The organism is Sphingomonas bacterium, assembly GCF_028292945.1.
Classification (GTDB): domain Bacteria; phylum Pseudomonadota; class Alphaproteobacteria; order Sphingomonadales; family Sphingomonadaceae; genus Sphingomonas.
This window is the reverse complement of the sequence record NZ_JAQGLJ010000088.1, coordinates 1-15,906: the sequence shown is the minus strand read 5'-3', so window position 1 is coordinate 15,906 and position 15,906 is coordinate 1. Positions and strand designations below refer to the sequence as shown.

Below are 15,906 nucleotides of genomic sequence, written 5' to 3'. Positions count from 1 at the left end.
GCGACACAAAGGGAGAGTGGGAATGACGAAGAACAGCTGGCGCGCGGGAACCGCCATGATTGCGCTGATCGCGGCCGGAGGTGCTGCCGCGCAGGACGCGCCACGTCCACCGCAGGCCGCGCAGCCGACGACCGGGGCCGTGCCGGGCCTCGACACCGCCGCGCAGACGGAGGGATCGTCGGCGGGCGGAGCCGACGTGGTCGTCGTCGGGTCGCAGATCCGTGGTGCGAGCTCGACCGCGGCGCTGCCGGTGTCGGTCATCGATTCGAACCAGATCGAGGCGACCGGCGCGCTGTCCGGCGACGAGCTGATCCGCTCGATCCCGCAGGCCGGCGACATTACCTTCAACGAGGCAAACAACCCGCAGACCTCCAATGCGGCGCGTGGCGACGTCAACTCGATCAACCTGCGCAACCTGGGCGTCGGCAACACCTTGGTACTGCTCAACGGCCGCCGGCTGGTGCAGCATCCGACCAGCCAGGCGGGCGACGGCAACGTCCCCGTCTTGGGCTACAATTCGAACGCGCTGCCGGTCGCGGGTATCGACCGACTAGAGATCCTGCGGGACGGTGCGGCAGCGATCTATGGCACGGACGCGGTCGCCGGCGTGGTCAACACGGTGACCAAGACCGACTATGACGGCGCGCAGATCGACCTTCGCTATGGCGGGGCGGAAGGCACGCACCGCCGCGAGTTTCAGGCGACCGGGCTGATCGGCTCCGACTTTGCAGACAAGCGCGGCAATGTGTCGGTGTATCTCGACTACACGCGGCGTACCGCGCAACTGGCCGAGGACCAGCCCTACACCGCGACCGATAATCTGCTGTCCTTCTTCGTCGACGATACGCGCTTCGCCGGCAACCTGACCGCCGATGGCCGCGCGACGCAGGCACCCTGGGCGAACCTGACGGTGGTCGGCGGTCCCGGCACGATCCGTCGCGGCACCACCGCGCTGACCACCGCGGCGGGTGCGTTTCATACCCAGTCCGTGCTCAATCCGGGCTGCGTGCAGGGCGTCAACGCCGACACCTGCATCGGCACCGGCGCGCGCGCGACCGCGACGACGCTACGCTCCGAACGGTTCGACACGCGGCCCGGCACCAGCGTCACCCCGCGGATCGAGCGGTTCAACAGCTTCCTGACCGGGCATTACGATGTCTCGGACGCCATTACGCTGTACACGGAGCTGGCTTATTACCGCGCGGACACGCGGCGCATCCAGCCTCCGACGATAAACCTGAATGCGATCGTTGTCCCCGCATCCAACTACTGGAACCCCTTCGGGCCGGTGACGTTCGCCAACGGCACCGCCAATCCGAACCGGGTCGCAGGCCTGACCAACGTGCCCACCGCCGGACTGCCGGTGCGGCTGACCACCTATCGCTTTGTCGATGCCGGGTATCAGGAGGTTAATGTCGAGAACTGGCAGGCGCGCTTTCTGGGTGGCGCCAGGGGAAATATCGGCAGCTTCGATTTCGATACCGCCTTCCTGTACTCTGAGGCGCAGGCCACCGACGCGTCGAACGCGATCGACATGACCAAGCTGCAGACCAGCCTCGCCCTCTCGACTCCCGATGCGTACAACCCGTTCAGCGGCGGCTGCTCGGCGTCGCCGTCGCTCGGCGATTGCACGCCCTCGTCGCAGGCCGCGATCGACGCGATCAGCTTCGACCTCGTGCGGCGATCGAAGACCACGCTGGCGTTGGGCGACTTCAAGATTTCACGCCCCGACCTGTTCTCGCTGCCGGGCGGCGGCCTCGGTATCGCGCTCGGCGTCGAGGGGCGGCGCGAGACGCAGGCCGACATCCGCGACGGCAATCTGAACGGAACCACTCAGTTCCGCGACGCGGTGACCGGCGAGGTTTCGGTCTCCAATGTCGCCGCGGTCAGCCCGACGCCGAGCACGCGGGGAGAGCGCACGGTCTTCTCCGCTTTCGCCGAATTGGCGGTGCCGGTGATCTCGCCCGAGATGGGCGTTCCGCTGATCCGCCGCCTCGACCTGCAGCTGGCTGGACGTTACGAGCATTACAGCGACTTCGGCTCGGTCGCGAAACCCAAGATCGCCGCCGCGCTCGACGTGGTCGACGGTTTCCGGTTCCGCGGTTCCTACTCGCTCGGATTTCGCGCGCCCAACCTCGAGCAGACCAACACCGTGCAATATTCGCGGCTCGGCTCGAACACCGACTTCCTTCGCTGCGAGGCCGATCTGCGCGCCAAGCGCATCGCCAATTTCGGCGCGTGTGGGCGTGGGGTGAGCTATTCGATCTTCGTCGCCGGCAACCCCGATCTGAAACCCGAGGAGAGCACCAACTATACCTTCGGCATTGTTGTTTCGCCTGACTTTGGCGATGCGAACATCGGCAAGCTGACTCTAACTGCGGACTTCTGGTCGATCAGTCAGACCGACATCGTCGGCCAGTTCGGACCGCAGAACGCGTTGGTGCTCGACTATCTGCTGCGCCTGTCGGGATCGAGCAATCCCAACGTCGTACGCGCCGCGGTGAGCGCCGACGACGTGCCGGTGTTCGCCGGGACCGGGCTCGCAAACGCGGGCGCGGTGACGCAGATCAAGGATCGTTTCACCAACCTGCTGCCGCAGACGGTGCAGGGGATCGACCTTGCGCTGCTCTACAATGTCCGCACCGACATCGGGAAGTTCGACGTGGCGATCAACGCCGCGCATCTGACGAAGTACAGCCGCCAGACGCCGCCCACGGTGCAGGAGCTGTTCGAAGCGCGATCCGCAGGGCAGATCAACGCCGCCACGCCGCTGACCGACGGCACCGACCTGGTCGAGCAGCGCGGGCGTCCGAAGTGGCGCGTAACCTCGTCGCTGACCTGGAGCCATGCCGGCTTCCAGATCGGCGGGTTCGCCAACTACATCGCCGGGGTCGACGACACGAACTTCCTCGACGTCAACGGCACGCCCTATGGGATCGAAGGCCAGACGACGGTGAACCTCTACGCGCAGTACCGCTTCAAGGGCGGTATCCTCGACGACACGCGCGTTCGAATCGGTGCGCGCAACATCTTCGACAAAGATCCGCCGATCACCGCCGACGGCTATCTCGGCTCGCTCTATGTCCCCTATGCACGCTATCTGTACGCCAGCATCGGCAAGAGGTTCTGACGATGAAGGTTTTGATTGCAGCGTTGATGCTGGCCGTTGCCGTGCCCTCGGTCGCCCAGGTCGCGCCCGCGTCAAGTGCGCCAGCCAGAACGATCCTGTTCGTCGGCAACAGTTTCACGCAAGGCGCGCACTCGGCGGTGAAGCGGTTCGGCGCGGCGACCGTCACGGACCTCAACGGCGACGGCTTTGGCGGGGTGCCGGCGCTGTTCAAGCGGTTCGCCGAGCAGGCCGGGCTCGACTATGCCGTCAGTCTGGAGACGCAGGGCGGTCAGATGCTTGGCTTCCACCTGGCCGAAAGGCGCGCGCGGATCGACCGCGCGTGGGATATCGTGATCCTGCAGGACCACAGCGTGCTCGACCGCAAACAGCCGGGCGACGCGACCAGCCACATCAGGGATGCGGGACTGCTCGCCGCTCTTTTCACCCGCACCAACCCTAACGTGCGGGTCGAGTTGATGGCGACGTGGAGCCGTGCGGATCAGGTGTACAAGCCGGGCGGTCCGTGGACAGGAACACCGCTGCCGAAGATGGCGTTCGACCTCCGCGCCGCCAGCGACCGCGCTGATGCGGCCTCGAAGGACATCGACGGCGTCATCCCGGTCGGCGAGGCCTGGAATCGGGCTTTCGTCGCGGGTGTTGCCGACCCCAACCCCTATGATGGTATTAGCTTCGGACAAGTCGATTTATGGGCGTACGACCACTATCACGGCAGCATTCACGGCTACTACCTAGAGGCGTTGGTCGTGTTCGGTAAGATCACGGGCCAAGACCCTCGCTCGCTGGGCTCGAAGGAAACGGCTGCCGCAGATCTTGGCATTTCTGGCGCGCAGGCAGTTCAGCTACAACGCGTCGCCGCAGAGCAGCTCGGCAGATAAAGCTAGGGCCCTAACCAGATCGGAAAACAGCGGTGCATTTGGGCTAACAGCGCCCCCTCCGGCTATGCGAAATTCGCATCGAGACCAGCGACTCAGCTGCTTTCAGCGCGGCCTTCGCCGGATTGACCACCGGCACGCCAAGCACGTCCGAGAGACGATCGGCGACGTCGAGGAACGCCATCGACATGCATCCCAAGATCAGGACCTCTGCGCCGTCGCGCTCCAGCGCGGCGCGACCGACTTCGACGAGGCGGTCGAACGTTGCCTCGGGTGCGTTCGCCAGGTCGAGGACGGGGATATCGACGCCCCGGACGGAGCATAGTTTCTCCAGCACTCCGGCCCGAAACGCCTGCCCCCGATGCATTGCCGCCAGTCTGTCGAACACCGCGACGATACCGATCCGGTGCCCTAGCTGCGCGGCCAGCAGTAGCGACGCTTCACCCGGGCCGATAACGGGCATGGAGATCATCTCGCGCGCGGCTTCCAGGCCCGGATCGCCGAAGCAGCCCATGATCGCTGCATCGACATCGCCGCGCTCGATCTCACGGATACGCTCGATCCCGGCGGGGGCCGCACGGAGTTCGTCGTAGCTCGATTCGATCGAGCCGATACCGTTCTGGACGTCCGTCGCGGTTACCCGCGTCCCGACGAAGGCCCAGCCCTGGAGGACAGCCTCCCTGCGCCGGACTTCCGCCGAGCCATATCGGCTCAGGGAAAGGTCCCCGGGGATGACATAGCATATGTGCATGTTCGACAATCCCTCGGGGACGGACCAGATTGCGCCTAGCTGCCGGCCTATTTCAGATACTTGGCGAACCAGGCCGACAGGCGAGTGTACATGTCGACCTGATTGTCGGGGTTGCGGAACCCATGCGGTTCGTTCGGATAGCTCTTGCTCTCGAACACCTTGCCCTCACGCTTCAGGATCTCGACCGCCATCTGATATTGCCGGAAAGGTGCCCGGACGTCGGCCTCGCCGTGCATGATCAGGACCGGGGTTTTGATCTGGCTGACCCGCGAAAGCGAGTTGCTGATCGCATAGATACTGGGCCGATCCTTCGGCGACCCGCCGTGTCCCGAAGCAAGAAAGACCTTACCGAGACGGTCGGCATTCTCATACGCGTCGGCGAAGTCATAGATTCCGGCCATCGGCACGGCCGCATCGAAGGTGTCGGGCGACCGGGTGATCGCCGCCATCGAGGTGATGCCCCCATAGCTATAACCATAGATACCGACTTTGCCGGTGGACCATGGCTGAGCGCGGATGAAGTCGGCTGCCTTCGCCGCATCGAGCGCCTGGCCGTTGGCCCAGTCGTTGATCGCGAGATCCTGGAACACCCTGCCGAACCCGGACCCGCCGCGATAGTTGATTGCAAGGACGACATAGCCCTCCTGTGCAAGCTTTTGTTCCTGCAGGGAGAGGCCGGCATAGAAGGAGTTCGTGCCGCCGCCGTGGACCTGAACGAGCGCCGGATACTTCTTGGCTGGGTCGAACCCCGGCGGGCGAAAGACAAAACCTTGGATGTACAGGCCGTCCCAGCTGCGGAAGCTGATCTCCTCGGGCTCGACGAGGCCCTGCCACTTCGACGCAAAATTCGTGATCTGACGCGGAGCCCCGCCACCGATTGGGAAATAGTCGATCTCCGATCCGCGCGTCGGGGTGGAGCGCACGAAAACGAACCCGCTGCTGTTCGCGGCGGCGTCATAGGAGCGGAACGTGCCCCCCATGTTGGTCATTCGCGTCGCGACACCACCCTTGACCGGAACCCGCCACAATTCGACATTGGCGCGCTCGTGATAGGGGAAGAACAACTCCTTGCCATCTTTCGACCAGGAGACGGTGTGATTGTTGAGCAGGTCGGTGGCGAACACCTGCATCGGCACTTTGCTCTCGGCCTTCGTCTCCACGTCGATCAGGAAGATTTCGGAAAGATCTTCGTACCAGAAGTCGGTCTTGACGTTCCCCATCAGGGCGATCGTCTTGCCGTCGGGCGACCAGCGGGGCGTCGACATCGCCATCAGCGACCTGGACAGCTGGGCCTCGCGACCTGACGCCACGTCGACCAGCCATACATCGTCGTGCCAGTAATTGGCCTTGTTCGAGTAATAGGCGATCCTCCGACCGTCGGGCGACCATGACGGCGCGTAACGAAAATCGTCGAGAGCCATCGACTTTTTGGTCACCTGCCGCGCCGGCGCCGAGCCGTCGGTAGGAACGAGCCAGATATCCTGATTGCCCGATCGGCCGCTGTAGAAGGCGATCGTGCGCCCGTCCGGCGACGCCTGCAGCGCCCGCTCGTCGTTCTTGTCGTTGGTGATCCGCCGCGGAGTCGTTGACCCCACCGCCACGGTCCATACGTCATTGTCTTCGACGAACACGATGCCCTTGCCGTCGGGTAGCCACTCTGCGCCGGTCCCCGAGACCCAGAACTGCGGCGTTCCGCCGGCGACCGGCACCAGAAAGATGCCACTCTTGTCGGTGGTGTTCGCCGAGACCGCGGCGAACCTGCCATCGGGCGAGAGCGCGGCTCCCCGCGCGCCCATGTTGTTCTTGAACGCACTTTCCCAGGTCAGCGCGATCGGCGGAGCCTGGGCCCCCACCGCGACCGGCGTCGCTAGGGCAAACGCGAAAGCCATCCAGCCTTTGAACGTCATCTTGACTCTCCTCCATGTAGGGGGCCCGGCGCACCGGGCCCGGCGCGCCTCAGAACTTACCCGAGACGCCGACGCGGAAACGGCGACCCAGAACGTCGAAGAGGTAGGCGTTGCCCGATGCGACGGCCTGAACCTGCGGCTTCCTGTCGGCCAAGTTGTCGATCACGAACCGGATCGAATACTGGTCATTCACCTTTTGGCTGAGTGCTAGGTTGAACTCGGTATAGGAACCGATGAACGGGTATTGGAGCGTCTCGTAATCGCGGTCGGCCTTGTTGATGTCCGACTTTCCGCGGAATTGCGTCTGGAGGAGCACACCGGTCCCCCCGAAGATCCAGTTCACATTGGCCTGCGCCGTGAACCTCGGATTGGCGGGCTCGCCTGCGTTGATGTTGAGATCGTCGCCGGTGCCCAGGACGGAAATCTCGGACTTGTCGATATACTGGCCGGTGACGCCGAGCTTCAGCTCGCCGAAATTGCCTAGGTCGACGTTGTAGCGCAGCTGACCGGTAAGCGACCGGAACTTGATATAGCCGATGTTAGCGAACCCGGTGATCAGGTTGGAGACCTGGAAATCGGAACCCCGGAACACGGAGTCGCAGACCGCGACCGGATAAGCCGAGCTATCGAAGCAGGCGCTCATCAGGTTGGAGCCGTTGACGTTGAAGATCGCGTTGGCGATCGAGATGTCGACCCAGTCGAAGCTGAGCGACAGATTGGGGATGAACGCCGGCGCGATCGTCGTCCCGATCGTGTACGATGTCGCGATCTCGTTATCGAGGTTCGGGTTGCCGCCCGCGGTGATCGGCTGCAGCGCGTTGTCGATGATCGACTCGTAGCCCGACAGAAAGGTGGTCGCCCCCGCGGCACTGTTGGCATTGCCGTTCGCGATCACGGCCGCGATGCAATTGGCCCGACGCGCGGACGGATTGGCGCCGTTGCCGATGTTGTCGATGTCGCAGGGATCGTTGGCGAACGAGTCGACCCGCTGGACCGGCAGGAACAGCTCGGTCAGGGCCGGGGCCCGGATTGAGCGGGTGTAGTTGCCGCGGAACGACAGGCCGCGCATCAGCGATAGCCGCGCACCGCCGGTGTAGGTCGCCTTGGTCGCCACGGCCGAGTTCTTCACGAGGCGTCCCGCCCCTTCGAGATCGAGCGAGATCTCGAAGGGCCCGAAGCTCGCGATCTCCGGGCTGAGGACGGGAACCGACAGCTCCGCTAGGAACTCGTTGGTCGAGAAGGACCCCTGAATGCCCGCGATCGACGGCGCGTCGCCGAGACCGAGCTTGAAGAACGAGTCGGGATCAAACGACCCGGACTCGACCCGACGCTCGTAGCCGAGCGCAAATTTCAGCGGCCCGGCCGGCAGCCTGAACAGTTCGCCGGCCAGATTGACCTGGACGACCTGCTGTTCCAGCCGCGACCGCGACGTCTTGTCGACGATGAAGTAGGACAGCGCCTCCTTGCTGATGCCGTCACCGCCAAAGGGATTCAAAGGGACGCACCCGCCACGCCCCGGGCCGCGGCTTAGCGCGGAGTTGAGCGACGACGCACAGACGATGTCGCCCGCCAATGCCCCGCCCGCCGCGACCGAGATCACCTGACCGCCGCGCACCACGAACGTCCCGCCGGGGACCGAGGCACGGTTGGCGGACGTGACCGCAACGGCGTTCACCGCGTTGTAGAAGGCGCCGGTCAGCCGGTCCGGCTCGGAGAAGCTGCTGTCCGTACGACCATAGTTGTACGAGATGTCCCAATTGAATTTGCGCGATAGCGCCTCGAAATCGCCCTTCGCCCCGATCACCCCGCGATAGGTCTGGATCTGGTTCTCGCTCGGGGCGCCGTTCTGATATTTGTCGCTGAACTGGCTGAGGAAGAAGCCGGGCGCGTCGGCGATCCGGTCGCCGTTGGTATCGATGATCGCGCGGTCCGCGATGCCGTCGCGGTTCGTGTCGAGCGCCGCGGTGAGCACGCCGCGCGCCTGGGCGGTGAGGAATGGGTTCGACAGCAGGACCGGGATGACGTCGCGCGGCCCGTTGGGGAATGCGTTGCTGTTGATGAAGGGCGAGTTGCGCGGATCGCGCGAATCGTTCTGGGCGAACAGGCCCTCAGCGAAGATCGTGACGCCGTCGGTCACGTCATAGTCGGCGAAGCTGCTGGCGATGAAGCGCTTGCTCTCCTGCCGCAGGTCGACCCAGTCGGGAAGGAACAGGCCGTCGCCACCGTCGGCGAACAGCAGTTCGTTGGTGATGCCGGGGCGATAGGGGATCAGGTCGCCATTGCCTGCAAACTGGACCGCGGACGCGGCGCCCGATGGGACGCCGGTGTTGACCGCGTTGTCGGTCGTGCCGTTGCCCAACAGGGGGATGCCCCCCTTCGTGGCGACGTGGACACGTTGGTCACGTACCAGGATCTGGGACGGAATGACGCCGCCGGCCAACGCGATCCGGGCGCGATTGCTCTGGAAGCCCGGGCCGGCGAAGATGTCGGCACGGTCGAGCTGGTTGAGCGACTCGGTGCTCGTATATTCCATTGACAGTACGGCGTTGCCGCGCCCGTCCCCAAAATTGCCGCCCCACGTGCCACGCAGGCGATACTCCGCGCCGTCGCCACGTTCGGTGATGCCGTACTGGGCATCGAGTTCCAAGCCTTCGAAATTGTCCTTGAGGATGATGTTGACGACGCCCGAGATCGCATCGGAGCCATAGATCGGCGCCCCGCCGACGGAGACGACGTCCACCCGCTCGATCAGCGCGGTCGGAAAGATATTGAGGTCGACCTGAACGCCGGCGGATGCGCTGTTGGACAGCGAGTTGCCGGATACGACGCGACGGCCGTTGAGCAGAGTGAGCGTGCGCTGTGTGCCCAGGCCGTAGAAGTTGATGAAAGTCTGCCCGCCTGCGGAGCCGGAAGAGGTCGTCCCGGTGGTGCCGAACGTGCTCACGCCGGGGCCGAACTGGGGAAGGTCGGTCAGCGCCTCACCGACGTTGGTGTAGCCGCGCTCCTCGATCAGCGCGCCGCCCAGCTCGATCGTCGGCTGCGACGTTTGTTCGCGACGGATGCGCGAGCCGGTGACGACGATCTCGGCGTCCTCCGAGTCGTCAGCGGCCGCGACCGCCGGTGGCGGAACCTCCTGCGCGGCTGCAACCGAGGGCATCACCCAAAGCGCTGAGATACATGACGTTGCGACCAGGTAACGCTTAACGGAAGACATGCTCATGATCTCGGTGCCCCTATAGTTGTATTCTGTGTTTCGATCCGGTGCCGTCTCGTTGTTCTCTTGCTGGAACCGTTCCCGGCGGCGCGGGTCGACCGACTGCCCTCAGATGCCCTCCTGATCGATCCGCTGTCGTGCCCGGCGAAAGGCCGCGACGATCTGGTTGCGGCCACGAACGATCTGGGTTTTCGCGAATCGAGCCTTGGTGGCATCGAGCTTTGGCAGTTGCTGGATCAGCGCGATCGCGGGAAGCGGCGGCGTGTCGAGCGCCGGATCCTGCTGAAATTGGCCCTGCACCGCGAAATGGGCGGGCACCAGAGCACGCTCCAGGTCGAGAATGATGGCGTTGGCGGTCGCCGGATCGAGTCCGGCGTCGATCGCGTCGTGGAACCGGGTAAGCGCCGCCTGAAGATCGCGGCAGGCTTCGATCGCCGGGGCGAGATCGATGAACTCGCTGATCGACTGATATCGGTCGAGTGCTGCAAGATGCTCCTCGGCCGCCAGACGGAAGTCGAACGGCAGGATGTCCGCGTTCGCAACGCGGAAGGTGGCCAGCGCATAGAGCCGGACATCCTTGAGCATGATGTCGCGATCCGCGATTTCGATGCGGTCGCGCTCGGTGTGCCACTCGATATTACCGCCGTTGCCGCCGACGCGATAATATCCCTTTTCCGCCACCAGTTCGGGGGGCATGGTCGACGAAAGGCCCAGGATGCCCGTCACGCCGAGGTTATTGAACGACCAGTCCGCGGCGCGGAACGGCCGCATCGTCTCCGCATCGGCGCCCGTCGTATCCTTCACCGCAGCGCTCAGGAAGGGGATCGCCTCGGGCATGCAGAATAGGTCTATATAGGCGGTCGCCCAGCGGCATCCGGGGCTGTCGCAGTTGATCTGCGCGACACAGTTCTCGGCCAGGTCGATCGCGAAGGCGTCTGCATACCAGCTGCTGCCAGCGTAACGCCCGGTGGAGTGGCCCGGCCACCAGCAGACCCGCACCGACCGGCGCAGCTCGGCACGCCGCTCCCACAGCAGCCGGGCAACCTCGAACATCGTGACGACGCCCGTGCCATTGTCGCCGACGCCGACGTCCCAGCTGTCGATATGCCCGTGCAGCATGACGAACTTGTCCGGCTCCACTTGGCCCTCGATGTCGACCGAGACATAGCTGGACGTGAACCAGTCCTCCTCCAGCGCGCTCGTGATCGTCACCTGCGTGTTCGTGCGGGCAAGTTGCTTGAGCGTCATGCCGTCGGGATTGTTCACGCTGACCACCGGGATCGTCGGCTTCTTGGCAAGGTCGCGCAGTTCGGGATTGCCCCAGATCGGCGTGCAGATCGCCGAATGGATTTCCTGGCCGGGATTGATGGCGATGACACCGATCGCGCCCAGCGGCGCAAACGACGATACGACACCCGGGCCGGCGATGCCGTCGGTGATGACAATCCGGCCATCGATCAATCCGCGCAAGCCGCCCGCATCCTGGTCGGGGTCGAGCAGCGAGGTGATCATGTCCTTGTGGCCAGGCACATAGACCAGCCTGCCGGTCAGACCGCCGGGAACCGCGACGGACATCGCCGACGGCTTGGCGCGGTACGTCACGCCATCAGCCTCGACGCTCGCGGCACCGGGCAGGCTCAGATAGAGTTCCATCTGCGAGACCTGGGCAGGGATGCCCTGCGTCCGCAGCGCTGCGGCGACCATCTCCACCGACCGATCGACATCGACCGGGTGCTCGCGAACGAAACTGCTGATTTCCTCGAGGAGCGACCAGGCATCATCCACCCGGGCCGCCTCGATCAGTTGTTGCTCACCAGCAGCCAGCATCGGGTATCCACCGTTTTATTGAGTGAAATAGGAGTTCGTTGCATAAAACCTGACACACGCGACGCGCGTCTGCAAGCAATTTGTGTAAATTATGTGGTCGAAGAATGAGCGAAGATGTCGCGGGCGCGTGCGACGATGCTGTTCAGAGTTCCAGCACGACCTTGCCGACCTGCGCGCCGCTCTCGACCAGTGCATGGGCGTCGGCAATCCGGTCGAGCGGGAACGCAGCGGCGATCGTCGGGCGCAGCCAACCTTCGGCGAAACCCCTAGAGATCGCACGTACGGCATCGGCCTGGGCACCGCTCGGCAGGGCGGCCCCCTGGACGAAGCGCACCGTCACGCCCTTGAACTGGAGCGGGTAATAGGGAAGCGTCGGGCTTGGGTCCGACGGCGAGGAGTAGGACGCGATCACGCCATCGCGGCGAATCAGCGCCGCGTCGCCCACGATGTTGGCGGCGAAATCGACCTCTATTATCCGATGGACGCCGCCTGGGTAAGCGCCCAGCACCGCGTCAGCGACATCTTGCCGGCGATAGTCGATGACCTGCTGTGCTCCGGCCGCGCGGGCGATGGCCGCCTTTTCGGGGGAACTGACCGTCGCGATGACATGCGCGCCAGCGCGACTGGCGAATGAAACCGCCAGTTCGCCCACTGCGCCCGCCCCGCCCCGGACCATCACCACCTGGCCGGACACATCGCCGTCGGCGAACACCAGATGGTGCGCGGTGCAGCCCGGCGCGCCGATCGCCGCGCCGATGTCGAACCCGACGGAATCAGGCAGCGGGACGACATGACCGACGGGCAACCTCGCAAATTCGGTCGCCGTGCCGTCCTCAGGACCACCGTCGAAGCCATAGAATATGCCGCCGCGTGCGCCCCAGACCCAGACCCGCTGGCCGATCAGTGCAGGATCGACACCCTCGCCCACTCGATCGACCACCCCGGCACCATCGCTGTGCGGCACGATCCGGCCCGTCGGGGCCATCCCTGGCCAGCCACGCCGCTGCTTACAGTCCGACGGATTGATCCCCGACGCGCGTATCCGCACCAGCACTTCCCCGCCGCGTGGCAGTGGCACGGGCGCATCCCCGACCCGCAGCACCTCTGCGGGCGTGCCCGTGCGATCATACCATGCCTGACGCACGTTACCCTCCCTGTCCGCTGCTAGTCGTCGCGTCCGCGGCGTAATGTCGCGAGGCCTTCAGCATGAATAATCCCGGCGGAATGATCGCCAGCGACGCACAGAGCAGCGAAAGTCTGAGCGCCTCCGCGCCATAGATCGGTGCCAGCGAATCGCTCGCCACACCGATCAGCACCGGCCCCAACCCCGCACCGAGATAGCCGGAGAAGAACACCGACACTGCCGAGCCGAGCGCGCGATTGCCGCTGTCGATCACCCCCTGCTGGCCCGCGATCATCGGCGCGCCCGCCGCCCCTGTCGTCATGCCGAACAGGGTGATGAGTAGCAGGGAAATCCATTGGCTCGGTACGAACATGGCCCCGGCGAACAACGGAAACGCCAAGAGCATGAGCCATCCGGCATAGCGGATAATGATCTCCACGCGCCCCTTCGACACCCTCTGGAGCACCAGCGCGCCGACGATGCCCCCCATCACCATGCCGAAGCCATAGGCAAGTCCGAAAAAGGCCCCGACCGCCTCGACCGTCATGCCGTGGGAACGGATGTAAAAGGGCGGTAACCAGCCGATCAGCCCGGCAGTGATGAAGGTGTAAAAGGGGTGCGTGGCTACCAGCCAGCGATAGGTCTTGATGCTTAGCAACTTTCGCACGGACGCTATCATGGGTGGTCGCGGCGCCGCATCGTCGGCAGGCGCGGCGCGCTTCGGCTCGGGCAGCGTCAGTGCGACGATCAGGGCGAGCAGGAGGCCGGGCAGACCGACGATCAGGAACGCCGCGCGCCAGCCATAGGTGCCGGCGACCCATCCGCCCAAGCCTAGGCCCGCGGCGATGCCGATACACGCGCCGGCAGTCATGATCGAGATCGGAACGGCCCGCTTTTCCGGCGGATACATCTCGGCGATCAGCGCATGGCTCGACGGCATCCCCCCCGCTTCGCCGACGCCCACTCCGGCGCGCGCTAACGCCAGCTCGGTGAAGTTGCGCGCGGAGCCCGAGATCGCCGTCATCGCGCTCCACACCGCCAGCGATCCGGCCAGAACCCAGCGTCGCCCGATCCGGTCGGCAAGACGTGCTAGCGGCAGTCCGACCACGGCATAGACCGCGACGAAGGCGAAACCGGTCAGCAGGCCGAGCTCGGCGTCCGAGAGGTCCAGGTCGATCTTGATGGGCTCGGCCAGGACCGCCAGCACCATTCGGTCCATATAGTTGAACGCGTTGACGATGGTCAGCAGGAACACCGCATAGATAAGGCTCCACCGGACCCGCTTCCCGGCTTCCTGCTCTGTGGCCGCTGCGTCCATTCGGCTATTCCCCCGGTGTGGCATATGCAAACGTCAGGTCGTGGCGACGTTTGCCGATGGCGTGCGGCACCCGACGGCCCTCGTCGTCGACGACCGTCGGACGATCGGCGACCCTCCGTGGGTGCGACTGCCGTTCCCGGTGCGGATCAGCCCAGGTCCACCAGTTTCACTCAGCAAAACACCTGCTTCATTCTGTGAATACTATGGTGCAGCGCCGGGGTGTCAAGCGCTAAGCCGCCCATGTCGCGCGATCAGCTCGGGTGGGAACCACCGAGCCTCGCCGAGATCCGCCGCGCCGCTGCTCGTACGCTGTCCAGCAGGCCGGCCCGCCGCCCCGGGTCGAGCCTGCTGGTCGGGCCGGCGATCGAGAGGATCGCGGCGACCTCGCCGTCGATACCGAAGATCGCGGCGTTCAGGGTGTAGATATCCGGGCTTATCTCCCCGATCGCGGCGTAATAGCCGTCGCGCCGAATCGTCGCCAGTACATCCAGGATGCGCTCGCGCGAGCGCAGGGTGACGGGAACGAACTCGTCTAGGTGCCGGTCCAGCACGGTGTCGATGACCGCCGGCGGCGAATAGGCGAGCAGCATCTTGGCGGCACCGCCGGTATGCAGCCCGCCCTTGGTCCCGACATCGGCGGACAGCCGCACCGCCTGCGGCGCAATCCGCGCGGCCAGGCAGATCATCTCGAGCCCCTGCCGAACAATCAGGTATACGTTCTCCTGCGTAGCCTCCAACAACTCATCCAGGACACTTCTGCTGATGTCCATCAGCTCGGTCCCCTTCTCGGCTTGCTGCCCGAGATAGAGAAGCCGTGACCCCAGCCGATACCTGTTGTCAGGGTCCTTAGTGACAAATCCCCGGTCGGTGAGCGTGCTCAGCATCCGGAAAATGAGACTGCGATTGGCGGCTAACGCGCTTGCCAGTTGCGACGCACTGGATCCCGGCATCAGCGCCAATGTGTCGAGGAGCACGAGCGCCTTGTCCACAGCGTCGATCCGATAACGGTTGTCGCTGACGTTTGGCAAAGTCTTGACCAAGTGAATCCCCGAGCCTGTACACAGACGAATCGCTCGCGCTCGATGGAGCACGGCCGCTAAAGTCTATCGCCAGACGATGCATAAGCATGTTGCCAGTCCAGCCACGCCGCTGACCTTTAGGTCAGCCCGCGCCTCTAAGAGAGCCCCGCACGCCTGACAAGGGTACCGTCAAATCCACCTGCTGGTAAGCAGGGCAGCTTAGAGACGCCCCCCGCCAGCCCTCGCAAGCCTGCCAGTCCGTTCCGCTACTTCCACTCCTCGCCTGAGGTGATCCGGCCAGTGGTGCTGATGTACGTCCGCTTCCCGCTATCGTTGCGGAACGTCGAGGACCTGCTGCTCGAGCGCGGCATCGACCTCTGTCACGAGACGGTGCGGCTGTCGTGGAACAGGCTCGGTCCGACGTGCGCCCGCGACATCCGCCGGCAGCGGGCCAGCCTTATGCGCGGCTCTCGCCACTGGCGGTCCGCGGTGAGGCAGCTCGAAATCGACCGGTTGCGAGCCATCCCGGAGAACTGCATCGAAACCCAGGTACACAAGACAGTGATGGCAGGCTGTGGCTTCGCTTTCGGCTTAGGCTTGAGCGTTTTCGCCAACGCCGCCGCAGGGTTGCTCTCTGCCGCCCCGATCGCGATCGCACAGGGGAAAATGTCTGAGATGCGCTGGCGAAGCCGGTGTGCTGTCTCGATGGCACCTCGCTTCTCCACGGCCGCGAGCACATCCAGCA

The 15,906-nt window shown here is 64.8% G+C and carries 9 protein-coding genes and 1 pseudogene; 3 read left to right on the top strand and 7 right to left on the bottom strand.

Annotated elements, in window-relative coordinates; genetic code table 11:
• Positions 1-22: 22 nt before the first annotated feature.
• Both JWN21_RS10045 and JWN21_RS10040 read left to right on the top strand, forming a co-directional pair.
• Positions 23-3,130 (top strand): TonB-dependent receptor, encoded by a 3,108-nt coding sequence (locus tag JWN21_RS10045; protein WP_299649248.1) that lies wholly within the window; start codon positions 23-25, stop codon positions 3,128-3,130.
• A 26-nt stretch (positions 3,131-3,156) separates the two neighbouring features.
• Complete coding sequence (locus tag JWN21_RS10040; RefSeq protein WP_299649246.1) at positions 3,157-4,005, top strand: PEP-CTERM sorting domain-containing protein; 849 nt, start codon at positions 3,157-3,159, stop codon at positions 4,003-4,005.
• Between the two features lie 43 nt (positions 4,006-4,048).
• Here JWN21_RS10040 and JWN21_RS10035 read toward each other — a convergent pair whose 3' ends face one another.
• The 7 genes from JWN21_RS10035 to JWN21_RS10005 form a co-directional block, all read right to left on the bottom strand.
• A complete protein-coding gene (locus tag JWN21_RS10035; RefSeq protein WP_299649243.1) occupies positions 4,049-4,753 on the bottom strand; it encodes an aspartate/glutamate racemase family protein in 705 nt (234 codons plus the stop codon).
• Between the two features lie 47 nt (positions 4,754-4,800).
• Complete coding sequence (locus tag JWN21_RS10030; RefSeq protein WP_299649241.1) at positions 4,801-6,660, bottom strand: S9 family peptidase; 1,860 nt, start codon at positions 6,658-6,660, stop codon at positions 4,801-4,803.
• Positions 6,661-6,709: 49 nt separating this feature from the next.
• Positions 6,710-9,817 carry a TonB-dependent receptor gene (locus JWN21_RS10025; RefSeq protein WP_299649239.1) on the bottom strand — a complete coding sequence of 1,036 codons (3,108 nt, stop codon included), beginning with the start codon at positions 9,815-9,817 and terminating at the stop codon, positions 6,710-6,712.
• Between the two features lie 165 nt (positions 9,818-9,982).
• Complete coding sequence (locus JWN21_RS10020) at positions 9,983-11,701, bottom strand: M28 family peptidase (RefSeq protein ID WP_299649236.1); 1,719 nt, start codon at positions 11,699-11,701, stop codon at positions 9,983-9,985.
• 142 nt (positions 11,702-11,843) lie between these two features.
• Positions 11,844-12,845 (bottom strand): NADPH:quinone reductase, encoded by a 1,002-nt coding sequence (locus JWN21_RS10015; protein ID WP_299649234.1) that lies wholly within the window; start codon positions 12,843-12,845, stop codon positions 11,844-11,846.
• Between the two features lies 1 nt (position 12,846).
• Positions 12,847-14,142, bottom strand: a complete 1,296-nt coding sequence (locus tag JWN21_RS10010; RefSeq protein WP_299649231.1) for an MFS transporter — start codon at positions 14,140-14,142, stop codon at positions 12,847-12,849.
• Between the two features lie 251 nt (positions 14,143-14,393).
• On the bottom strand, positions 14,394-15,182 hold the full coding sequence (locus JWN21_RS10005) for an IclR family transcriptional regulator (protein ID WP_299649229.1): 789 nt from the start codon (positions 15,180-15,182) through the stop codon (positions 14,394-14,396).
• A gap of 267 nt (positions 15,183-15,449) precedes the next feature.
• Here JWN21_RS10005 and JWN21_RS10000 point away from each other — a divergent pair.
• A pseudogene (locus JWN21_RS10000) lies at positions 15,450-15,557 on the top strand (IS6 family transposase); the annotation flags it as partial.
• Between the last annotated feature and the right edge of the window lie 349 nt (positions 15,558-15,906).

Bases quoted from the DNA above. Each gene is read 5' to 3' on its own strand.
- JWN21_RS10010 (WP_299649231.1), bottom strand. From the start codon at position 14,142: ATGGACGCAGCGGCCACAGAGCAGGAAGCCGGGAAGCGGGTCCGGTGG.
- JWN21_RS10030 (WP_299649241.1), bottom strand. From the start codon at position 6,660: ATGACGTTCAAAGGCTGGATGGCTTTCGCGTTTGCCCTAGCGACGCCG.
- JWN21_RS10020 (WP_299649236.1), bottom strand. From the start codon at position 11,701: ATGCTGGCTGCTGGTGAGCAACAACTGATCGAGGCGGCCCGGGTGGAT.
- JWN21_RS10025 (WP_299649239.1), bottom strand. From the start codon at position 9,817: ATGCCCTCGGTTGCAGCCGCGCAGGAGGTTCCGCCACCGGCGGTCGCG.
- JWN21_RS10040 (WP_299649246.1), top strand. From the start codon at position 3,157: ATGCTGGCCGTTGCCGTGCCCTCGGTCGCCCAGGTCGCGCCCGCGTCA.
- JWN21_RS10035 (WP_299649243.1), bottom strand. From the start codon at position 4,753: ATGCACATATGCTATGTCATCCCCGGGGACCTTTCCCTGAGCCGATAT.
- JWN21_RS10045 (WP_299649248.1), top strand. From the start codon at position 23: ATGACGAAGAACAGCTGGCGCGCGGGAACCGCCATGATTGCGCTGATC.